The sequence below is a fragment of the Chromobacterium alticapitis genome (assembly GCF_002924365.1).
GTDB classification, from domain to species: Bacteria; Pseudomonadota; Gammaproteobacteria; order Burkholderiales; family Chromobacteriaceae; genus Chromobacterium; species Chromobacterium alticapitis.
On record NZ_PQWB01000045.1, the window covers coordinates 1 to 21524 of the forward strand.

23 protein-coding genes are annotated in these 21524 nt (G+C 63.9%); 9 read left to right on the forward strand and 14 right to left on the reverse strand.

Translation table 11 applies throughout. The annotated features are described in order from the left end of the window. Positions 1-243: 243 nt before the first annotated feature. From leuB to leuC, 7 genes are all read right to left on the reverse strand, one after another. Entirely contained in the window at positions 244-1308 is a 1065-nt protein-coding gene (leuB, locus tag C2I19_RS11425; protein ID WP_103902825.1) for a 3-isopropylmalate dehydrogenase, read from the reverse strand. Positions 1309-1318: 10 nt separating this feature from the next. Further along, entirely contained in the window at positions 1319-1618 is a 300-nt protein-coding gene (locus C2I19_RS11430) for a hypothetical protein (protein ID WP_103902826.1), read from the reverse strand. Positions 1619-1637: 19 nt separating this feature from the next. Further along, entirely contained in the window at positions 1638-2219 is a 582-nt protein-coding gene (locus tag C2I19_RS11435; RefSeq protein ID WP_103902827.1) for a pyridoxamine 5'-phosphate oxidase family protein, read from the reverse strand. 50 nt (positions 2220-2269) lie between these two features. After that, positions 2270-2665 (reverse strand): GFA family protein, encoded by a 396-nt coding sequence (locus C2I19_RS11440; protein WP_103902828.1) that lies wholly within the window; start codon positions 2663-2665, stop codon positions 2270-2272. A gap of 92 nt (positions 2666-2757) precedes the next feature. Continuing rightward, complete coding sequence (gene leuD / locus C2I19_RS11445) at positions 2758-3396, reverse strand: 3-isopropylmalate dehydratase small subunit (protein ID WP_103902829.1); 639 nt, start codon at positions 3394-3396, stop codon at positions 2758-2760. A gap of 30 nt (positions 3397-3426) precedes the next feature. Then, a complete protein-coding gene (locus C2I19_RS11450) occupies positions 3427-3612 on the reverse strand; it encodes an entericidin EcnAB (protein ID WP_103902830.1) in 186 nt (61 codons plus the stop codon). 115 nt (positions 3613-3727) lie between these two features. Next, positions 3728-5143 carry a 3-isopropylmalate dehydratase large subunit gene (gene leuC, locus C2I19_RS11455; RefSeq protein ID WP_103902831.1) on the reverse strand — a complete coding sequence of 472 codons (1416 nt, stop codon included), beginning with the start codon at positions 5141-5143 and terminating at the stop codon, positions 3728-3730. 102 nt (positions 5144-5245) lie between these two features. Here leuC and C2I19_RS11460 point away from each other — a divergent pair, with 102 nt between their 5' ends. Beyond that, positions 5246-6016, forward strand: a complete 771-nt coding sequence (locus C2I19_RS11460) for a helix-turn-helix transcriptional regulator (RefSeq protein ID WP_103902832.1) — start codon at positions 5246-5248, stop codon at positions 6014-6016. On the opposite strand, the gene C2I19_RS11465 is transcribed toward C2I19_RS11460, so the two are convergent. The 4 genes from C2I19_RS11465 to C2I19_RS11480 are packed head-to-tail and all read right to left on the reverse strand — an operon-like array spanning position 6011 to position 8648. Further along, positions 6011-6394 (reverse strand): nuclear transport factor 2 family protein, encoded by a 384-nt coding sequence (locus C2I19_RS11465; RefSeq protein WP_158253700.1) that lies wholly within the window; start codon positions 6392-6394, stop codon positions 6011-6013. The two genes, C2I19_RS11460 and C2I19_RS11465, sit on opposite strands and share 6 nt — an antisense overlap. Then, a complete protein-coding gene (locus C2I19_RS11470; protein ID WP_103902834.1) occupies positions 6391-7539 on the reverse strand; it encodes an MFS transporter in 1149 nt (382 codons plus the stop codon). Before C2I19_RS11470 ends, C2I19_RS11465 begins: the two co-directional genes overlap by 4 nt. Positions 7540-7596: 57 nt before the next feature. Next, positions 7597-7998, reverse strand: coding sequence for an RNA-binding S4 domain-containing protein (locus tag C2I19_RS11475; protein WP_103902835.1), 402 nt, complete (start codon positions 7996-7998; stop codon positions 7597-7599). Beyond that, complete coding sequence (locus C2I19_RS11480) at positions 7998-8648, reverse strand: fumarylacetoacetate hydrolase family protein (RefSeq protein WP_103902836.1); 651 nt, start codon at positions 8646-8648, stop codon at positions 7998-8000. Before C2I19_RS11480 ends, C2I19_RS11475 begins: the two co-directional genes overlap by 1 nt. A gap of 338 nt (positions 8649-8986) precedes the next feature. Here C2I19_RS11480 and C2I19_RS11485 point away from each other — a divergent pair, with 338 nt between their 5' ends. The 3 genes from C2I19_RS11485 (at position 8987) to C2I19_RS11495 (ending at position 13801) form a co-directional block, all read left to right on the forward strand. Next, entirely contained in the window at positions 8987-10699 is a 1713-nt protein-coding gene (locus C2I19_RS11485; RefSeq protein ID WP_103902893.1) for a PHA/PHB synthase family protein, read from the forward strand. 82 nt (positions 10700-10781) lie between these two features. Beyond that, positions 10782-11960 (forward strand): acetyl-CoA C-acetyltransferase, encoded by a 1179-nt coding sequence (locus tag C2I19_RS11490; protein ID WP_103902837.1) that lies wholly within the window; start codon positions 10782-10784, stop codon positions 11958-11960. A 143-nt stretch (positions 11961-12103) separates the two neighbouring features. Then, positions 12104-13801, forward strand: a complete 1698-nt coding sequence (locus C2I19_RS11495) for a methyl-accepting chemotaxis protein (protein ID WP_103902838.1) — start codon at positions 12104-12106, stop codon at positions 13799-13801. 51 nt (positions 13802-13852) lie between these two features. On the opposite strand, the gene hflX is transcribed toward C2I19_RS11495, so the two are convergent. After that, the gene (gene hflX / locus C2I19_RS11500) at positions 13853-15241 is read right to left on the reverse strand and encodes a GTPase HflX (RefSeq protein ID WP_103902839.1); all 1389 of its coding nucleotides are present in this window, start codon (positions 15239-15241) and stop codon (positions 13853-13855) included. Between the two features lie 138 nt (positions 15242-15379). Between hflX and C2I19_RS11505 the strand changes: the two genes are divergently transcribed. The 4 genes from C2I19_RS11505 to umuC all read left to right on the forward strand — a co-directional run bounded on the left by C2I19_RS11505 (position 15380) and on the right by umuC (position 18262). Continuing rightward, positions 15380-15805: a GNAT family N-acetyltransferase gene (locus C2I19_RS11505; RefSeq protein WP_103902840.1), complete on the forward strand. Its 426-nt coding sequence runs from the start codon at positions 15380-15382 to the stop codon at positions 15803-15805. A gap of 103 nt (positions 15806-15908) precedes the next feature. After that, the gene (locus C2I19_RS11510) at positions 15909-16496 is read left to right on the forward strand and encodes a flavodoxin family protein (RefSeq protein WP_103902841.1); all 588 of its coding nucleotides are present in this window, start codon (positions 15909-15911) and stop codon (positions 16494-16496) included. A gap of 72 nt (positions 16497-16568) precedes the next feature. Further along, entirely contained in the window at positions 16569-16997 is a 429-nt protein-coding gene (locus C2I19_RS11515) for a LexA family protein (protein WP_103902842.1), read from the forward strand. Further along, positions 16994-18262 carry a translesion error-prone DNA polymerase V subunit UmuC gene (umuC, locus tag C2I19_RS11520; RefSeq protein WP_103902843.1) on the forward strand — a complete coding sequence of 423 codons (1269 nt, stop codon included), beginning with the start codon at positions 16994-16996 and terminating at the stop codon, positions 18260-18262. Before C2I19_RS11515 ends, umuC begins: the two co-directional genes overlap by 4 nt. On the opposite strand, the gene C2I19_RS11525 is transcribed toward umuC, so the two are convergent. Next, positions 18239-19666, reverse strand: a complete 1428-nt coding sequence (locus C2I19_RS11525; protein ID WP_103902894.1) for a cytochrome P450 — start codon at positions 19664-19666, stop codon at positions 18239-18241. The two genes, umuC and C2I19_RS11525, sit on opposite strands and share 24 nt — an antisense overlap. A gap of 259 nt (positions 19667-19925) precedes the next feature. Here C2I19_RS11525 and C2I19_RS11530 point away from each other — a divergent pair, with 259 nt between their 5' ends. Further along, positions 19926-20678: a helix-turn-helix domain-containing protein gene (locus C2I19_RS11530; RefSeq protein WP_199181153.1), complete on the forward strand. Its 753-nt coding sequence runs from the start codon at positions 19926-19928 to the stop codon at positions 20676-20678. Positions 20679-20755: 77 nt separating this feature from the next. Here C2I19_RS11530 and C2I19_RS11535 read toward each other — a convergent pair whose 3' ends face one another. Next, the gene (locus C2I19_RS11535; RefSeq protein WP_103902845.1) at positions 20756-21397 is read right to left on the reverse strand and encodes an SOS response-associated peptidase; all 642 of its coding nucleotides are present in this window, start codon (positions 21395-21397) and stop codon (positions 20756-20758) included. Positions 21398-21524 lie beyond the last annotated feature (127 nt).

A 21524-nucleotide genomic window follows, 5' to 3' on the forward strand; every position in this document is an offset into this window, starting at 1 on the left:
TCCGATACGACAAATTGAAGTGCAACTATGAGAGCGTGGTCGCCATGGCGTGCGCATACCTATGGTTGCCTATGTGAAACGTCAACAGCCCCTAGTGCCATAGCGATCATCAAACGCCCATCTCGACTGCGCCAAGAGCCAGAAAGAGGTTTGAGCGCCTCGCTCAAAAATACGGAAGCGGCGCGTCCCCCAGGACTCACGCCGCTTCATTACTTCCCACAGGCTTACACCGGCGATATTGCCCTACATCGCCGCCACCACCGCGTCGCCCATGCCGGAGCAGCTGACCTTTTCGCAGCCGGCTTCGAAGATGTCGCCGGTACGGTAGCCCTGCGCCAGCACCTTTTTCACGGCGTTTTCCACGCGTTGCGCGGCGGCTTCTTGGCCGAAGCTGTAACGCAGCATCATGGCGGCGGACAGGATGGTGGCCAGCGGGTTGGCCAGGTTCTGGCCGGCGATGTCCGGCGCGGAACCGTGGCTGGGCTCGTACAGGCCTTTGTTGTTCTGGTCCAGCGAGGCCGACGGCAGCATGCCGATGGAGCCGGTCAGCATGGAGGCTTCGTCGGACAGGATGTCGCCGAAGATGTTGCCGGTCACCATCACGTCGAACTGCTTGGGATTGCGCACCAGCTGCATCGCGGCGTTGTCCACGTACATGTGGCTGAGCTCCACCTGCGGATACTCGCGCGCCACGTCCATCATGATCTCTTTCCAGAACTCAGTGGTTTCCAACACATTGGCCTTGTCCACCGAACAGAGCTTTTTATTGCGCTTCATGGCGATGCCGAAGGCGACGTGGGCGATGCGGCGCACTTCGCTTTCGCTGTAGCGCATGGTGTTGTAGGCCTCGCGCTCGCCCAGCTCATTGACAGCGATGCCGCGCGGCTGGCCGAAGTAGATGTCGCCGGTCAGCTCGCGCACGATCATGATATCCAGCCCGGCCACCACTTCCGGCTTCAGCGTGGACGCGTTGGCCAGTTCCGGATACAGGATGGCCGGCCGCAGATTGGCGAACAGCCCCAGGTCCTTGCGGATGGCCAAGAGGCCGCGCTCCGGCCGCAGCGGACGCTCCAGCTTGTCGTATTGCGGGCCGCCCACCGCGCCCAGCAGCACCGCGTCGGCCTCGCGGCACAATTTCTGCGTGGCTTCCGGATACGGAGCGCCGTACTGGTCGTAGGCTGCGCCGCCCAGCGGCGCATGCTCGGTTTCCATCTTCAAACCGTCTCGGCGCAATACGTCCAGCACGCGCTCGGCCTGGACGATGATTTCCGGACCGATGCCGTCACCCGGCAGAATGGCGATCTTCATGATTTCTTCCTTATTTCCGTTTGTCTTCTTCGCGCCGGGTCAAATGTTCCACCAGCGCCTTTTCACAACATTTGAACACGATATAGGCCGCCATCGCGGCATAGCCGGACAACAGCAACTCGCCCAGCTGGCGCAGCGCGCCGTCCATGGCCGCCTGCCAGCCCGCATCCAGCCATAATTTCAAGTTCAGTTGCAGCAGCAGAGCCAGGTTGACGGTGCCAGCGCCGAACAGCAAAAAACTCAGACCCAGCAGCAAGAAAGCCGCCAGCGGGTGACGATGCAGCCAGGCCATCCAGCCGCGCCTGTTCATGGCAAGCCTGCCTCTGCGTTCATTCCTGATCCGCCTCGTCCAACTGGACTAGCCCGCTTTTTTCGACGATGCCGGTTGGCCGGCCGTCCAGGCTCACGCCGTTGCGGTTTCGCCAATACTCGCGTATGCCCGGCTCGCCCTTGGCTCGAGCCCAGTCGTTCAACTGTTCCCGCTCGCCCTGGTATTGATAGTAAGGCACCGACATGCCGCAGGAAGCCTGCACTAGCTCCACGTCCAGCACGAAGACCTGGCGCGCGCCCGGCAAGGGATCGAACAGGCCATAGCAGCCATTCCAATCCTCATCGCCGCGGTGCACCGCCCTCGCCTGGCCATACAGGCGCAGGATCAGCGGCTTGCCTTCAAACGCGCAGAACATCAAGGTCATGCGCGGGCTGCGCTCGACATGGCTGGCCGTCTCATTGCCGCTGCCAGTCACGTTCAGCCAAACCACCCGGCTCGGCCCCAGCACCCTCAACGAGTCCATGCCCTTGGGCGACAAATTGACATGGCCATCCGCCATGGCGGTGGCGACGAAGAACAGCCTTTGTCCGGCGATGAACTCGCGGTGCGAGTCCTGCAACTCCTGATAACGCTGCCCCATGCCGCGCCTCGCTCAACAATGTTTGTGGATTCCAGGATGCCTGGTTTGCCTCAGGAAAAATGCTCCGCTTCTTCCGGCACCACCACCCAGCCATGCTTCCTCTCCTCATAAACCGAAACGCTCGGCGCCGGGAAGCCTGGATCGGCAAATGCGCCCACCGGTATCGCCACAAACTCATCCAGTCCTTCCGGCTCGTAATACACGGTGGCGCCGCAAGCCGGGCAGAAGTGGAATGTGACGCGCGAGCCTTCATCGCCCACGCGGACGTAGGCGGTGGAATCACCGGCGATGGCCACGTCCTGGCGGTAGAAGCGTGCCTGCTGGCCAAAGACGCTGCCGGTGCGGCGCTGGCAGGCCAGGCAGTGGCAGATGGAGACGCGCACCGGGTCGCCGGTTACTTGAGCGGTAAGCTGGCCGCAGCTGCATGCGGCAAGGCGGTGGGGCATGGAGTGGCTCTTCCAATGGTTCATGCAAGGAGGAACGGGCACCTTCGCAGGACGCACCCACCGCGTGAGTGCGGCCCAGTATTGTTATCGACTCAAGCAAACAGCCAGGGCTGCTCGGCGCGTCGCTTGGCTTCGAAAGCCTTGATTTCGTCCGCATGCTGCAAAGTCAGGCCGATTTCATCCAGGCCGCCCAAGAGACAATGCTTGCGGTGCTCGGTGATGTCGAATAGAAAGGCCTGGCCGGACGGGGTGAACACCGTCTGCGCCGCCAGGTCCACTTTCAAGCTGTAGCCCGGAGCCGCCTCGCATTCCTGGAACAGCTGGTCGACGATGTCCGCCGCCAGCACGATGGGCAGCAGGCCGTTCTTGTAGCAATTATTGAAGAAAATGTCGGCAAAGCTGGGGGCGATCACCGCGCGGAAGCCTTGATCGTCCAGCGCCCACGGCGCGTGCTCGCGGCTGGAGCCGCAGCCGAAGTTCTCGCGCGCCAACAACACCTGCGCGCCGTGGTAGCGCGGCTGGTTCAGCACGAAGTCCGGATTCAACGGCCGCTGGCTGTTGTCCATGCCCGGCTCGCCGTGATCCAGGTAACGCCATTCGTCGAACAGATTGGGGCCGAAGCCGGACCGATTGATCGACTTCAAAAACTGCTTCGGGATGATGGCGTCGGTATCGACATTGGCGCGGTCCAGCGGACAGACCAGGCCCTGCAAGGTGGTGAATGCTTTCATATTGCGCTCCCTGTTCAGGATGGCGCGGGGTTACTCGGCGGTGCGCTTGATCGCTTCTCCGCCTTTTTCCACCGCGTTGCCGATCGCCTGTCCAGCCTTCTGCAAACCGTGGCCCACCGCCTGCCCGCCTTCCTTGGCGTCGGTCTTGATGCCTTGCACGGTGTTGCAGCCGCCCAGCAGCAGGGCCAGGCTCAGACAAACCATCTCTTTTTTCATGTGATGCGCTCCATTAGGGGGCAGTCGGGCCGCCGGTCTGACAAAAGGGACATTCTAAGCAATCCCATGCATTTTCGTCAGACCTTCTCCGTCCGGATTGGCTCCCCGCCGGCGCTCAGTTGGCGGCCAGGCCGCGCACGTCGACGAAATGGCCGGCCACCGCCGCCGCCGCCGCCATCGCCGGACTCACCAGATGGGTGCGTCCGCCCTGGCCCTGGCGGCCTTCGAAGTTGCGGTTCGACGTAGAGGCGCAGCGCTCGCCCGGCAACAGACGGTCGGCGTTCATCGCCAGGCACATCGAGCAGCCCGGCTCGCGCCATTCGAAACCGGCGGCGACGAAGATTTTGTCCAGCCCTTCGGCCTCGGCCTGGGCCTTGACCAGGCCGGAGCCCGGCACCACCAGCACCTGCTTGACGCTGGCGGCCTTGCTGCGGCCCTTGGCCACGGCGGCGGCTTCGCGCAGGTCTTCGATGCGGCTGTTGGTACAGGAGCCGATGAACACCACATCCACCGGAATCTGGGCTATCGGCGTATCCGCCTCCAGGCCCATATAAGCCAAGGCGCGCTCGATGCCGGCTTTTTTCACCGGGTCGCTCTCGCGGGCCGGATTCGGCACATTGCCGCCCACCGCCGTCACCATTTCCGGCGAAGTGCCCCAGGTGACCTGCGGTTGGATGTCGGCGGCCTGCAGGACGATCACTTCGTCGAAATGCGCGCCATCGTCGGAATGCAGGGTGCGCCAATAGGCCGCAGCCGCCTCCCATTGCTCGGCCTTGGGCGCATACGGGCGTCCCTTCACGTACTCGATGGTTTTGTCGTCCACCGCCACCAGGCCGGAGCGCGCGCCGCCTTCGATCGCCATATTGCACAGCGTCATGCGGCCCTCCATGCTCAGGCCGCGGATAGCCTCGCCGCCAAACTCTATCGCGTAGCCAGTGCCGCCAGCAGTGCCGATCTTGCCGATAATGGCCAACGCCACATCCTTGGCGGTGACGCCCGCTCCCAGTTGGCCGTCGACGCGCACCAGCATGTTCTTGGACTTCTTGGCTACCAGGCACTGCGTGGCCATCACGTGCTCCACCTCGGAGGTGCCGATGCCATGGGCCAGCGCGCCAAAGGCGCCGTGGGTGGAGGTGTGGCTGTCGCCGCATACCACAGTCATGCCCGGCAGCGTGGCGCCCTGCTCCGGACCCATCACGTGGACGATGCCCTGGCCCTTGTCCTTGAACGGGAAGTAAGCCAGCGCGCCAAAGGCCTTGATATTGGCGTCCAGCGTTTCCACCTGCTGCCGCGAGATCGGGTCCTGGATGCCTTGGTCCCAGTGGTCGGTCGGGGTGTTGTGGTCGGCCGTGGATACTACTGAATCCACGCGCCACAGCTTGCGGCCGGCCAGTTTCAGGCCTTCGAAGGCCTGCGGGCTGGTCACTTCGTGCACCAGATGGCGGTCGATGTACAGCAGCGCGGTGCCGTCGGCTTCCTGGCGCACCACATGGCTGCTCCACAGTTTGTCGTACAAGGTTTTCGCGGTCATATTGCGGTTCCTCGGGTCGTCGTTGCACATATCTTTGACCAGCTTTGATCCTGTTACAAGATAAGACGTTATACTGGTATAAAAACCAATAGGATTAAGAATATGGAATCGACCGCCGCCAGCCCGCTTGGCGCGTTTCTACGCACCCACCGCGAACGGCTGACGCCGCAGCAAGCCAGCCTGCCCGCAGGCGCGCGACGCCGCGCCAAAGGCCTGCGCCGCGAAGAAGTGGCGCAACTGGCCGGCATCAGCCCCACCTGGCTTACCTGGCTGGAACAGGGGCGGACCGAGTCGGTATCGGCCCACACCCTAAGCAACCTGGCCGCCGCCTTGCAGCTGTCCGGCGCGGAAACCGATTATCTGTTTGATCTGGCGGGCTTGAAGAACCCAAAAGACAAGCGCGCAGAGGACAATCCGCAAGCGCGGGAGATTCTGGCGCAAATGCTGCCGCACATCGCCATTCCAGCCTATGTGCTGGACCGCCACTGGCGGGCGGCGGCCTGGAACCACGCCGCGGCGGAACTGTTCTGCGACTGGCTGGGCCAGCCTGGCGCCAGCCAGCTCGATTTCATCTTCCTGACGCCCGAAGCGAGGACTTTCATCGACAACTGGCCGGAGCGGGCGCGGCGCATCGTGGCGGAGTTGCGCGCCGACTTGGGCCAGCAACTGGACGACGCGGAAACGGCGGAGATGCTGGAGCGGCTGCGCCGCGACAGCGAAGAATTCGACCGGCTGTGGCGCCAGCAGGACGTATTGGAGCGCGAAGGCGGCGAGCGCGCCTTCCATCACCCCGCGCTCGGCCTGTTGCACAAGCGACAGATCACGCTCAGGCCGGCCAATGCGCCTGAATTCAAGCTGGTGATGCTGCTATGACTCGGCCGGCGGCCCCAAGTGCTCCTGCAGCAGCCGCCAGCCTTGCTCGTCCCGGATCAGCGCGCAACTGCCGCGGCCGCTCCCCTCCGCCTGCTCGCCCTCAACCCATCCGCGCCAATGAAAGTCATAGACGCAGGCGGCGAAGTCCGCCCCCCGGTGCGTCCACTGCAGATTGGCGATCTGGTAATCCTCGCCGCGTATCCATTCAAAAGTCTGGCGGATAGCTTCGCACACCGCCGCCTTTCCCCTGAAAGTGCCGTCGGAAAACACAAAGCAGGCATCCTCATGCAGCCAGGGCGCCACCTGCCGCCAGTCATGCGTAGCCAAGGCCTGCTTGTACCCATCCAGCGCCTGCTGCGGCGCATCAGCCGTCATCATTGGCATTCCAGCCGCGCGGGCCTCAGCCAGCGCAGGCAAACCAACACGCCGATCAAGGCCGCGCCGGCGGACATGGCGAAGGTTGGCAACACGCCGCCGTGCGGCCACACCAGCCCGCCCACCAAGCCGCCGCCGCTGCCGCCCAGCCCAAATGAAGCGATGATGTACAGCCCCTGCGCCCGGCCATGGTGCTGCTCGTCGAACATGCGATTGATCAAACCCACGGCCGAAGCATGATGCAGGGCGTAAGTCAGCGCATGCAACGCTTGCGCCGCCGCGGCCAGCGCCGGCACGGCCAGGCTGCCGGCGATGAGGCCGAAACGCAGCACCGCGGCCAGCAGCGAGACCAGCATCAGCGTTTCCAGGCCGAAGCGGCGCATGATGCGCGGCATCAGCATGAACACGCCCACCTCAAACACCACGCCCAAGGCCCACAGCACGCCAACGGCAGCTTTGTCATAGCCAAACTGCTTCAAGCCCAGCGAGTAAAAAGTGTAATACGGACCATGGGCAAAGGCCTGCAGAAAGCAACAGGCGAACAACGCGATCACCGCCGGCTTTTTCAGCGTGTCCCAGATCGGCCCCGCCGGCTTGCCGCGGCTGACCAGCTTCACCTCCGGCACCTTGAACGCCGTCAGCGCCACCCCGATCAGCAAGACGGAAACAATCCACGGCGTCGCCGCGATGCCCAGCCAGTCCAGCAAATAGCCGCCAGTCAGCGCCAGCCAGACGAAACCGATAGACCCCCAAACCCGCACCCGGCTGTAGCGGCCTGGATGCGAACGCGTGAGATAGGCGGTGCTGGCCTCCACCAGTGGCAGCGCCGCCGCCCAAAAGAAGTGCGACACCGCCATGCTGACAAAGATCCACCAAAAACCATTGTGCAAGCCCACCAGGCAGAAGCTGGCGGCGGACAATGCGGAGGTGGTGACGATGATATTGCGGCGGCGGCCGCTCTTGTCGGCCAGCCAGCCCCAGAAACCCGGCGCGATGATCCGGGCAAAGGTGGACAGCGCCATCAGGATGGAAATCTGCCAGGCGCTGAATGACAAGGACTCCAGATACAGACCCCAGAAGGGACTGAACATGCCCTGGAAGGTGAAATAGGTGAAGTAGAACCCGGCGAACGGCAACAGCGACTGCATGGATTGTCTTTCTATTGACTCAGCCCGGCGCCAAGCCGGGCCGGCGCCGCATCGCGGCTAAAACGAGGACTTGAAGCGCGATATCTCGCGCCTGGCCTTTTTGGTAGGCCGGCCTTCGCCATGCGGAAAGCTGGCGTGCTCCGCCTTGAGCAGCAATGCCCTTTCCTCGCGCGCGGAGATGGACGCCTCGTCTTCGCGGTACATCAGGACAGCTTCCTTGGCCGGCCGGCGCTGGGTAGCCAGCAGCAGCACCTCCACGTTGTACTCCAGCTGATTTAGCCGCAGAAACAGCTTGTCGCCCTCCTTCACCACGCGGGACGCCTTGACCCGGTCGCCGTTGACCAGCACCCGGCCCAGTTCCAGCGCCTCATGCGCCAGCTGGCGAGTCTTGAAAAAGCGCGCCGCCCACAGCCACTTGTCCAGGCGGACCTTGCCGTCATCCTGTTCTTTCTCTGCCATCACGCCACCCTCCAACTGGCCGACATCAGGCCATGCAATTCCAATTCCAGCTCGTCGCCGGATTCCATGCGCGCCACGCCCTCCGGCGTGCCGGTGAAAATCAGATCGCCGTCGGACAAGCCGTAAACGCGGGATAAATAACTGATCTGCTCGGCTAACGAAAACAGCATCAGGCCGGCATCGCCATGCTGCCGCAGCTGGCCGTTGACCCGCAGATCGAAGGTCAGCCGCTGCGGATCGGCCACGCTGGCAGCCGGCGCCAGCGTGGACACGCAGGCCGCGCCGCGAAAACCCTTGGCCTTGGTCCACGGATGGCCCTTGCGCTTGGCCTCGCTCTGAATGTCCCTCGCGGTCAAATCCAGGCCTATGCCGTAACCGGCAACGTGGCTCAGCGCGCGTTCCGGCGCGATATCGCTGCCGCCCTTGCCTATCAGCGCCACCAGCTCGCATTCATGATGGACATCGCTGGAATATTCCGGCAGGCGAATAGAAGAGAATTCATCCAGCAGCGCTGAGGTCGGTTTCAGAAATACCAAGGGTTCATTTTCCACCGGATTGCGCAATTCCGCCGCGTGCGCCGCGTAATTGCGGCCGATGCAGAAAATATTTCCTACGCGGATAGGCTGTAAACCAAGTTTTACACTTGCCATTGCAATTCCTCATGACTTATCCGGTCAATTATCCCACAGCGAGATGCAAAAACCATACTTTGGCTCATCAGGGTTTTCCACACGCTTGTGCATTGCAACAACAGAAGCCGTCCATTTCGCGCCAGCCATCGCCTTTCGCGGCCGGACAGCGTGAAAATGTCATGCGATCCTGTTACAGTTCGCAGGTACATCTGCTTGACTCAGCATTCCAGACAGACAGATTCAGACAGGCTTCGATCACGATTTAAGTACGTATCAGGAGATTCATCTTGTCCCAGAATAACACCGCCTCGCTGGAAGATTTTTTTGCCGGTCTTTCCGCGGCCAACCAGCAATGGATGCAGCAGTTTGTCAATTCCCTTTCGCTAGGCCAAAGCCAAACCGAATCGGCCCATCCCCTGGGCGGCGCCTGGTCTCAATTGATGAGCCAGACCAATCAACTGCTGCAGCTGCAATCCAGCCTGTACCAGCAACAACTGGGACTGTGGACCCAATTCCTGGGCCAGTCCGCCAGCAATGACCCCTTCGCCGAACCGGCCAAGCCCGCGCCGGCTTCGGACCGCCGCTTCTCCTCGCCGGAATGGGACGAGCATCCGTTCTACAGTTTCCTCAAGCAGAGCTATCTGCAAACGTCCAAATGGATGATGGAGCTGGTGGACAAGACCCAGATCGACGAAACCGCCAAGGACAAGCTGTCCTTCGCCACCCGCCAGTACCTCGACGCGATGGCGCCCAGCAACTTCATGCTGACCAATCCTGATGTGGTCAAGCGCGCCATCGAGACCCACGGCGAGAGCCTGGTCGAAGGCATGAAGAACATGATGGAGGACATCCAGAAGGGCCACATCTCGATGTCGGACGAGAGCAAGTTCGAAATCGGCAAGAACCTGGTAACGACGCCGGGCCAGGTAGTGTTCCGCAACGAGCTGATCGAGCTGATCCAGTACACGCCCACCACGGAAAAAGTGTACGAGAAGCCGCTCTTGATCGTTCCACCCTGCATCAACAAGTACTACCTGATGGACCTGCAGCCGGATAACTCCATGGTGCGCCACTTCGTGGCCCAGGGTTATCGCGTCTTCCTGATCAGCTGGCGCTCGGCCGTGGCCGAAATGAAGCACTTCACCTGGGAAACCTATATCGAGAAGGGCGTATTCGACGCGGCCGAGGCGGTGCGCAAGATCACCAAGCAGCCAACCATGAACGCGCTGGGCTTCTGCGTGGGCGGCGTGATCCTGACCACCGCGCTGTGCGTGGCCCAGGCCAAGGGCCTGAAGTACTTCGACTCCGCCACCTTCATGACCTCGCTGATAGACCACGCCGAGCCGGGCGAGATTTCCTTCTTCATCGACGAGGCCCTGGTGGCCAGCCGCGAAGCCAAGGCGGCGGCGGGCGGCATCATCAGCGGCAAGGAAATCGGCCGCACTTTCGCCAGCCTGCGCGCGAATGATCTGGTGTGGAACTACGTGGTCAACAACTACCTGCTGGGCAAGACCCCGGCGCCGTTCGATCTCCTGTACTGGAACAACGACGCGGTGGACCTGCCCCTGCCCATGCATACCTTCATGCTGCGCCAGTTCTACATCAACAATGCCCTGGTTCGTCCCGGCGCCATCACCCTGTGCGGCGTACCCATCGACATATCCAAGATCGACATCCCGGTCTATATGTTCGCCGCCCGCGAAGACCATATCGTATTGTGGAGCTCGGCCTACTCCGGCCTGAAGTACCTGAGCGGCGCGCCTAGCCGCCGCTTCGTGCTGGGCGCGTCCGGCCACATCGCCGGCTCCATCAACCCGGTGACCAAGGACAAGCGCAACTACTGGACCCACGACACGCTGCCGGTCAATTCGGAAGAATGGCTGGAAGGCGCGCAAAGCCACCCGGGCAGCTGGTGGAAGGACTGGGACGCCTGGCTCGCCCCGCAATCCGGCAAGCAACTGGCCACGCCCAAGACCTTGGGCAGCAAGGAACTGCCGCCGCTGATTCCGGCTCCGGGCAGCTACGTATTGGCCAAGGCCATGCCCAGCGTGGCCGCCACCCTGCAATAAGAAGAAACCACTCGTTCCCGAACCTCGCCCATCAAGGGCGGCATGGCCCGCCGCGGCGGGCCGCAAGCTCAAGGAGAAAGACATGGAAGTCGCAATCGTAGCAGCGCAACGCACCGCCATCGGCAGCTTTGGCGGCGCGCTGGCCAAGATCTCGGCGCCGGAACTGGGCGCCACCGTGATCAAGGCGCTGCTGGAGAAGACCGGCGTCAAGCCGGAGGACGTCAGCGAAGTGATCCTGGGCCAGGTGCTCACCGCCGGCAGCGGCCAGAATCCGGCGCGTCAGGCGCTGATCAAGGCCGGCCTGCCGGTCTCCACCCCCGCCACGACGCTGAACGTGGTATGCGGCTCCGGCCTGCGCGCTGTTCACCTGGGCGTGCAAGCCATTCTGGCGGGCGATGCCGACATCGTCATCGCCGGCGGCCAGGAAAGCATGTCGCTGTCCCCGCACATTCTGCCGGGTTCGCGCGACGGTTTCCGCATGGGCAACGCCCAGCTGGTTGACACCATGGTCAACGATGGCCTGACCGACGCCTACAATGCCTACCACATGGGCATCACCGCCGAAAACGTGGCCGCCAAGTACGGCATCAGCCGCGAAGAGCAGGATGCGCTGTCGCTGCAATCGCAACAACGCGCCGCCGCCGCGCAAAAGGCCGGCAAATTCCAGGACGAAATCGTTCCAGTGCTGGTACCGCAACGCAAGGGCGACCCGGTGGCTTTCGACGCCGACGAGTTCATCAAGCATGACGCCAGCGCCGAAGGCCTGGCCAAGCTGCGCGCCGCCTTCAAGAAGGACGGCACTGTCACCGCCGGCAACGCCTCCGGCATCAACGACGGCGCCGCCGCCGTGCTGCTGATGTCCACTCAGAAGGCGGATCAACTGGGCCTGAAGCCGCTGGCCATCGTCAAGGGCTACGCGCTGACCGGCTGCGAGCCGGAAATCATGGGCATCGGCCCGGTTTCCGCCACCCGCAAGGCGGTAGCCAAGGCTGGCTGGAAGGTGGAGGACCTGGACCTGGTGGAAGCCAACGAAGCCTTCGCCGCCCAGGCGCTGGGCGTGGCCAAGGAACTGGGCTGGGGCGCGGACAAAGTCAACGTCAACGGCGGCGCCATCGCGCTGGGCCACCCTATCGGTGCCTCCGGTTGCCGCGTATTGGTGACCCTGCTGCATGAAATGCAGCGCCGCGACGCCAAGAAGGGTCTGGCCACGCTGTGCATAGGCGGCGGCATGGGCGTCGCGCTGGCTGTGGCGCGTCCGTAAGCTCTCTTTCGCCTCGAACCAGGCCGCTGCCTCCCGCAGCGGCTTTTTTCTTGCATCCGCGCCCGGCATCGCCAGAAAACTTCCGCAACGCCCCGCATGGCGGACTAACTTGATAGCATCTCGCTGCAGAAGAGAGGGACTCCATGCGGCTCTTCCGGCATTCCAGCCTGGCGCAACGGCTGATGGTGCCCATCGCGCTGGCCGGACTGGCGGTCTTGTTCACGTCCGGCGCCATTCTGATGCACCTCAAAGACCAGACCGTGCAGGCCGCGGGCTTGAACGCGGCCAGAACGCTGGTGCAGCAAACTGTCAATCTCCGCAAGTTCTACACGGCGGAAATCGCATCGCGGGCCAAGAAGGCCGGCATGAAGCTCAATTTCGATTTCGACGCCGCCGACAACACCCTCCCGCTGCCCGCCACGCTGGTGAAGGTGCTGGGCGAGAACATCGCCAAAGACCACCCTGGCACCGCCATCCGACTGTATAGCCGCTACCCCTTCCCCAACCGCAAAAACGAGCAATACGACGATTTCGAGCAATTTGCCCTATCCCAACTCGAGCGGGACCCGCAAACCCCGCAGTTCACCCTTCAGGAGAAGGACGGGCATGTCTATGCGCGCTATGCGCTGGCCGACCGCATGCAGGAAGGCTGCGTGGCTTGCCACAACAGCCGCCCGGACTCCCCCAAGCGCGACTGGAAGGTAGGCGACGTGCGCGGCGTGGTCGAAACCACCGTGCCCGTCGACGAAGTGGCGGGCCAGATCCGCTACGGCATCTGGTCGGTAGCCCTGGCCATCGCCGCCGGCCTGTGCCTGATCGCCTTGACCGCCTGGGCCACCGTGCGGCGCATCTCGACCTCGGTCCATGAAATCGCCCGCACCGTGGAGCAAGTGGAAGCGCGGGGAGACTTCACGCTGCGCGCGCGCGTGGATTCGCGCGACGAGCTCGGACAAATCGGGGAATCGTTCAATTTCCTGATCGAGCACGTCCGCGGCATCATCGCCGAAATCCGCAACGATGCCAGCCTGGTGCGCGAGGAGGCCGAAAGGTTGGCCGACACCGCGCGGCAAATCCAGCAGGCTTCGACGCAGCAAAGCGATCTGGCGGCCTCGACATCGGCGGCGGTGGAGGAAATCGTCACCAGCATCAACCATGTGGCCGACCGCACGCATGATGCCGCGAACATTTCCGACAAGACCAGCCGGCTGTCGGAGGAAGGCGGCGCCGTGGCCAGCCAAGCGGCGTCCCGAATCTCCGAAGCGGCGCAGGCCTCCACCCGCATGTCCGGCGTCGTGCATCAGCTGGGCGAGCGTTCGGCGCAGATCAGCACCATAGCCGACGCGATCCGCGACATCGCGGACCAGACCAACTTATTGGCGCTCAATGCCGCCATCGAGGCGGCCCGCGCCGGCGAGCAGGGCCGCGGCTTCGCCGTGGTGGCCGATGAAGTGCGCAAGCTGGCGGAGCGCACCAGCTCGGCCACTCAGGAAATCACCGGCATGATCGCCGCCATCCAGACGGAAACGCGGACCGTGGTGGGCGGAATAGAAGACAGCAACGCCATTGTCCAGCAAGGCGTCGCCTTGGCAGAAAAAGCCGCGTCCTCCCTGTCCGAGATCAACCGCGCCGCTCACGAAGCGGGACAGAACGTCACGGAGATCGCCTCCGCGGCCGACCAGCAAACTTCGGCCAGCAATCTGATCGCGGACAATATGGAAAAGATCGTGCATGTCACGGAGCGGAACGAGGCCTCCATCGTGGTGATGGCCCAGGCCGTGGAAAAACTCAAAACGCTCTCCGCCACCCTGCAGCAAATGGTGGAGCGGTTCCGCATCTCATGAGCCGAACCGGCGCGAACGCTCCCGCGGGCGCGCCGGTCTCGCCGCAACCGCTCAGACTTCCCAATATTCTTTTTCCCGGCCCTGCGAGCCTGGGTTGAGCTGCTGGCGCAGGCTGCGCAGCTTTTCCGGTTCGCCGCGCACGCGGAACCAGCAGCCCTCCTCCTCGGCGCGCTCTTCCAGCACCTGGCAGTGGCTGTAGATTTCGCCGCGCAGCTGCTGAGTCGACCATGGCAACAGCAGTTCGTCCTCCATCAGGTCTTGCTGGAAGAAGGAAACGATGGCCGCGCGCAGGCTGGCCACATCGTCAGGGCGAAGCGCGCTCATCACCACGCAGCCGGGGTAGCGTTGTTGCAACTCCGCCGTCCAGGCGGCTTGCGCGGCCTCATCGCCTACATGGTCTATCTTGTTGAATATGCGAATGCGCGGCACGTCATCCGCGCCGATTTCCTGCAACACCTCGTCGGTCACCTCCAGCTGGCGCTGGAAGCCCGGATCGCTGGCGTCTATCGCATGCAGCAGCAACGACGCGTCCAGCGCTTCCTCCAGCGTGGATTTGAACGAAGCCACCAGGCCGTGAGGCAAATTCTTGATGAAGCCCACCGTGTCGCTGACCAGCACGCGCGGCACGCTTTCCGGGTACAGCACGCGCACCGTGGTGTCCAGCGTGGCGAACAGCTTGTTGGCCACCAGCACCTCGCTGCCGGTCAGCGCCCGCATCAGCGTGGATTTGCCGGCGTTGGTGTAGCCCACCAGAGACACCCCGCCCAGCCCCATGCCCTGCCGCTCCAGGCGGCGCGCGCGCTGCGTCTTGCGCTCCAGCTCCATCGCGGTGATTTCGCGCTGCAGCTCGGCGATGCGGTCGCGCACTTTGCGGCGGTCCAGCTCGGTATGCGATTCGCCCGCGCCGCGGCCACCCATGCCGCTGCGCTGCCGGCCTTGCGGACCGGCCAGCTTGGCGGCCTCGCGCAGGCGCGGCGCCATATAGCCCAGCCGCGCGATTTCCACTTGGGCGCGCGCCGCGCGCGAGCGGGCGTTGCGATGGAAAATCTCCAGGATGACCATGGTGCGGTCCATCACTTCGCAACCGACGGCCAGCTCCAGATTGCGCGCTTGCGACGGCGAGATTTCGTGATCCACCAGCACCGCGTCTATCTCCACGGCGCTGGCGTCCCAGGTTTGCGGTTCGTCTTCCAGCTCGTCGGCGCGGATGCCGCGCTTGACGTACATGCTGATTTCTTCCAGTTTGCCCACGCCCATATAGGCGGTGCGGTCGAAGCTGGCGCGCTTCTGCACAAAGGTCTGCACCACGTGGAAGCCCAGGGTCTTGGCCAGTTCGCTCAGTTCGGCGAGCGAGGCCTCGAATTCGACATCGCTGACTTCCGGCAGCTGCACTGAGGCCACAATGGCGTAACGGGGCTTCTCTTGGACTTCGGTTTGCATCTAAGGATGTTTCATGGGGATGACAGAGCCCAAATAGTACCCGCAAACGGCGTCCTCCGCTGGCAAGTCGCACGTATGGATTGCATCCAGCCGCCCGCCCACGCAAAATGTCAAATTCATAACCCTAATTTTAAAGCCATGCGCCAGCCGGAAATCATCATCCAGAATCATCTAAATCCAAACGAAGCCGCCGTCATCGAGAACGGGCTGAACCGCTATAACGACGACATCGCCGGCTACGCCGACCGCCAGCCGCTAGCGGTGCTGGCTCGCGACCCAAGCAGCGGCGAAGTGCTGGGCGGCGCCTACGGCCGCAGCTCGCTGGGCCTGCTGTTTCTGGACCTGTTCCACCTGCCGGAGGCGTGGCGCGGCCAGGGCCTGGGCGGCAGGATACTGAGCGCCTTCGAAGAAGAAGGCCGCCGCCGCAGCTGCCGCCACGCCGTGCTCTACACCATCCGCTTCCAAGCTCCCGGCTTTTACCAGAAGCATGGCTGGCTGGTTTTCGGAGAAATTCCCTGCGATCCGCCGGGCAACAGCCGCATCTTTCTGCGCAAAGCGCTATAGCCACGCGGGCAGGGCCAGGGCCTGTGGTCGCCCACGCGCGCTTGACTTTAAGTTAATTTGCATCAAAATGCCCATATTGATAATGACATCGGCAATTATTAGCATGAGCAAGGTACTGATACTCTATTTTTCCGGCAGCGGCACCACTCACCAACTGGCGGAAGCCATCCACGAAGGCGCGATCGAGCACAGCTCGGCCAAGCTGCTGCGCATCCAGCCGGAACAACTCGCCGAAGGCCGCTTCGCCCTCTCCGCCATTCTCCCCGATCTGCTCGACGCCGACGCCATCCTCTTCGGCAGCCCCACCTATATGGGCGCGCCCGCCGCCCAGTTCAAAGCTTTCGCCGACGCCAGCAGCGAGCTGTGGTGGGATCAGGCGCTGGCGGACAAGATCGCGGCCGGCTTCACCGTCGGCGGCAATCTGAACGGCGACCAACAGGCCACCCTGAATTACTTCGCCATGCTGGCCTCGCAACACGGCATGCTGTGGTGCGGACTGGACGTGGCCGCCAATCACGGCCCGGAGCGGCTGAACCGCTTCGGTTGCCAATGGGGTGTCTGCGCCTGCAACGCGGGCGGCGAGCTGCATCCGTCTGACCTGGCCACCGCCCGCCACCTGGGGCGCCGCGTGGCGCGGCTCGCCGGCGCGCTATTCGCGCGAGAACGCGCGGAAGCCGCCGCCGCCGTCTAAGCCGGCCGCTCCGGCTTCCATTTAGCGGCAACATAGGCTAAATTTGAATTTGTACAAATTCAATTCGCCGCCATGTCCCCATCTCATCAGGAAGCCGCCGGCCCATCCAGGCCGCCTCTCCTCCCTCTGTTCGCCCACCCGGTACAGGCCGGTTTTCCCTCTCCTGCCGAAGACCGCATGGAAGCCGGCATAGATTTGCAGGCCTACCTGGTGACGGACCCACCCGCCACCTTCCTGGTGCGGGTGGCCGGCGACTCCATGCGCGATGCCGGCATTCTGGAAAAAGACCTGCTGGTGGTGGACAAAGGCCTGCCGCCGCGCCATGGCGACATCGTGGTGGCCGTGGTGGACGGCCTGTTCACGGTCAAGCGGCTGCATCTCAAGCACGGCCGCTGCTCGCTGCAAGCCGAGAACCCGGACTACCCGCCCATCGTCCCGGCCGAAGGCCAGGAACTGCAGATCTGGGGCGTAGTGACCGCTTGCGTGAGGAAGTTCCGATGACGACGGTCTACGCCCTGGTGGACGGCAACAACTTCTACGCCAGCTGCGAGCGGGTGTTTCGGCCGGACCTTGCCGGCAAGCCCATCGTGGTGCTCAGCAACAACGACGGCTGCGTGGTGGCGGCCAGCGCGGAGGCCAAGGCGCTGGCCGGACTCAAGATGTTCGGCCCTTTCTTCGAGATCGCCGAGGCCTGCCGCCTGCACGGCGTGGAAGTATTTTCCAGCAATTACACGCTGTACGGCGACATGAGCCGGCGCATGATGGCCATCCTGGCCGAGCACGCGCCGGGCCAGGAGGTGTATTCGATAGATGAATGTTTTCTGGACCTGAGCGGCGTAGTCCAGATCGAATCGCTAGCCAGGAAGATGCGCGAGGATGTGCGGCGCCGCATCGGCATTCCGGTCAGCGTCGGCATAGGCGCCAGCAAGACCCTGGCCAAGCTGGCCAATCACGTCGCCAAGCGGGTGCCGGGCTGGGACGACGGCGTATTCGACTGGAGCTGGCTGCCGCCCGCCCGACAAGACGAACTGATGGACAGCCTGCCCGTGGGCAAGGTATGGGGCGTGGGACGCAAGCTGGCCGCCGCGTTGGAGGAAATACGGATAGATACGGCGCTGAAATTGAAGCAGACCGACCCGCGGCGGCTGAAACGGCAGTTCAGCGTGATGCTGGAGCGCACGGTATCGGAGCTGAACGGCGTCAGCTGCCTTGAGCTGGACGAGGCGGAGCCGGAGCGGCAGCAGATCATCGCCAGCCGCTCTTTCGGCGAAAAGCCGCGCGACTTCAACGTGCTGGCGGCGGCCATCAGCCACCACATCAGCACGGCGGCGGAAAAGCTGCGCGGTCAGAGAGGCGCGGCGCGGCTGGTGGGCGTGAGCATACGCGCCAGCCCTTTCGGCGCCGACGGCTACCACGGCTATACCGTGGTGCCGCTGGGCCAGCCCAGCGACGATACGCTGGAGCTGGCACGCGCCGCCCTCGCCGGCCTGCGCGCGATCTATCGCCGCGGCCATCGCTACCAGAAGGCCGGCGTGATCCTGATGGACATTTCCCCGCGCGACGTCCGCCAGTCCGACCTGTTCGCCGCGCCGCCCGATCCGCGCCGCCAGCGGCTGATGCAAACGATGGACGCCATCAACCGCGGCTTTGGCAAGGGCCGGATCAAGCTGGCATCGCAGGCGCTGACCGACAACTGGGAAATGCGGCAGGACAGACGCTCGCCGTGCTACACCACCCGACTGTCAGACTTGCCGAGCGTCCGCTGACCCCACGCGGGCGATGCGCAAGCTCAATGGCAGGCTGGGACGCTGCGAAATATGAAAAGCCGGTTCCGGCGCGGCCATGCCGTCCGGCACCGACAACTCAAAGCGCCTCAGCACCTGCGCCGCGATCTGGGTCATTTCGGCCAAGGCCAGATGCTGCCCCAGACACACCCTGGGCCCGGCGCCGAAAGGCAGATAAGCGCCCAATAACGGCCTGCCCGCATCGGCATCGAATCTCTCCGGCCGAAACGACAGGGGATCTGGAAACCAGCGCGCGTCATGTTGCATCAGCTGGATGGGGGTCATGAACAAAGTGCCGACGGGGAAGCTCCAACCGTCCAGAACCACCGGCTTGATCGCGCGGCGGCTGATCAGCACCGGCGCGGCGGGGTACAAACGCAAGGTTTCCTGCAACGTTTGCGTCAGATAGGGCAATGCCTGCGGCTCGCTCGCCCCTGCCGGCGCGGCCAGCCTGGCCTCTGCGCGCGCGGCGGCCTGCGCGCCGGGATTCGCCGCCAGGCACCAGGCCCACCAAGTCAGCGTGGCGGCCACGGTTTCATGGCCGGCCAGGAAGGTAGTCTTGCACTCGTCCCGCACCGCCTGCAAGGTCCAGGCTTGCGGCTGCCGCAGATGCAGCCGCAGCAGACGGCTCAGCAAATCCTCCGGCCAAGCCTCCATGGGCAGGCGCAGCCTAGCCTGCAGATGACGCTCGATCAAGCCTTCCAGCGCGAGCCTGGCCTTCCGCCTGCCGCGCTGCCAGGGCACCCAGTCCGGCAAGCTGAAGGGCCAATAGAATTCGCCGTTCGACGCGGCCATCAACTCATGCGAGGCTCGCTCCGCCTGTCTTGCGTCCTCGCCTATTCCGCTGGAAAACAGCATGCGCATGATCACATCCATCGCCAACGAGGTCAGCTCGCCTTCAATCGGCCATCGCTCGCAGCGCTCCGGCCATTGCGCCAGCTTTTGCCGGGCCAGCTCGCCGATGGCTGGCGCGAAATGCTGGGAGGCCTTGCGTGTAAAATCCGGCTGCAGCGCCTGCCGCTTGGCGCGCCATGCGTCGCCCTCCGCCACCAGCACGCTGTCGCCATGTATCCGGCCGAATATCCGCCGCGCGCGCTCCCAACGCTCAAGGGCGTCGGCCTGGCCGACAAGCAGCTCGCGCGCCAGCCGCGGATCGCTCACCACGATTTGATGCTCCGGCCAGGTATGCAGATGCACGAGGTCGCCGAATTCTCGCTGCCAGGCTGCCAGCGCCTTCGGCAAATCGCGGCGCATCTCAGGCAACAGGCGCCAGCCGGTCAGCCCGCCGGCCGGCCCCGGCGGCCAGCTGCCTGCCGGGCGCAGGATTGCCGCCGGCGACTCCGCGGCGGCGTGGAAAGGGCATTTGGAAGAAGATGGCGTTTTCATGAACGTCATGATGCGCGGGCGAGGCGCGACTGTCTTGAACGCAAACGACATCCGCGCCGACGGAGGTATACTCTCAAACATGCCAACCGAATTGACGCACGCACACCGGCGCTGCCCGCATCCGCAAGCCCGCGCGCCGCAAGCGGATCACTCTGCCCGCGCCGCCCGCCTTTTCCCTGCGCCGCCCTCGCTGCAAGGCGCGGTGGCCGCGATCATCAGCAGGGACACGCGCGGCCTAGAGTTAAACGATGCGCAACGCTTGACCCACTTTCCAGCCACCTTGCTGGTCACGCTGTCATGGTTCCAGGAAATGGAGATCGGCATGGTCGAAAGCGCCCCGGACGGCGGACGCTGGAAAGCCTTTGGCTCGCCCGTATTGCTGTCCGGCAGCCAGGCCGGCCCCACGACGAGCTGGGCGCCGACGCAGGGCCGCGGCGTCAGCGTCTGCTTCACCGCAGACATGGCCCAGGCCTTGTTCGGATTGGACATGTCCAAGATTCATGACCGCATCGTCGACGCCAGGCCAGCCCTGGGCAACGCCTTCTTGCCCATGCTGGAGGATCTGCTCGCCGCCAAGGACGACGCCGCCACGCTATCCCTGCTGGAACACTATTTGGCGCCGCGCTGCGCGGCCTTGCGCGACGAGCGGACGCCCATCCAGTCTCTGCGGCGCTTGGGTCAGCATTGGGTGGAAAAATTAGGATGGCAGGCGCGGCAATGGGCCTTTACCCGCAGCCCGCGCCAGGTCGAGCGCAGAATCAAAGCCCACAGCGGGCGCTCGCTGCGAGAATGGCAAACGCTGGTGCGAACCGAGGGCGCGTTTTTCGCCGCGCGCGAGCGATATGAAAACGGCCGCCAGCCGGACTGGGCTGAATTGGCTCAGGACGAAGGCTTCGCCGACCAGTCCCACTTCAGCCGCGCCAGCAAGCGAATCACCGGCTTCGCGCCATCCGAGTTCGCCAAACGCTTCATCGAAGACGAGTCCTTCTGGCTGTATCGGCTATGGATGTGAGCCGCGCCGCCAGCCTCAACGGCCATACAAGCGGGTTCCTCCGAGCAAACGCTCGGGGCCAGGCACGGATGACGAACCTAGAACAAGGCTCCTTGCCGCGGCGGGGCGGAAAACTCGGCCTTGGCCGCCATTCCTTCGGCGGGCCAGCTCGCCAGGAAGGCGCGCGCCGCCTCCGGATTGCGACAGTTCAGCCAGGCCTCGTGCTGAGATGGCGGCACGATGACCAGCGCGCGCTTCTCCTCGCCGGGTTTGTGCATGCGGCGCATCAAGGCATGGCTGTCGGCGTTGATGGTAATCTGGGTGAAGGCCGCGCTGATCGAGCCATCGGCTTCACGCCACTCGCGCCACAAACCAGCCACTGCGAACGGCGCGCCGTCGGCCAGCCCGATGCGGGTCCGCACCGCTCGGCCGCTCTCATAGCATGGTTCGAAAAAAGCCCGCATCGGCACCAGACACAGCTGACAATTGCGCCATGCCTCTCGATAGCTGCGCAGCTCGCCTATGGTTTCCGCGCGGGCATTCATGGTGGACAGCCTGACGCCCGCAGGCTGATGACGCTTTGGAATCAAGCCGTACGAGGCCAGCCGCACGCCGCCGCGCGTCAGAATCGGCGCCAAGTAGTCCTGCCAGGCCTCGTCCAGCCACTGGTGGCTCCCGGCGTCTACTCCGAAATGCTCGCGCATTTGTCGCAGCGACGGGGTCAGATAGTTAATGCACATTTGAATATTATCCCGCCATTCCCCACCCTGCGCCAGCAAGCTGGGCATAGCCGTATGGCACTGTCCCGCAAGATCCATCCCAGAGCCCCCCGGCCGCGGCCGGCATCACGCAGGCAGGGGCAAGAGA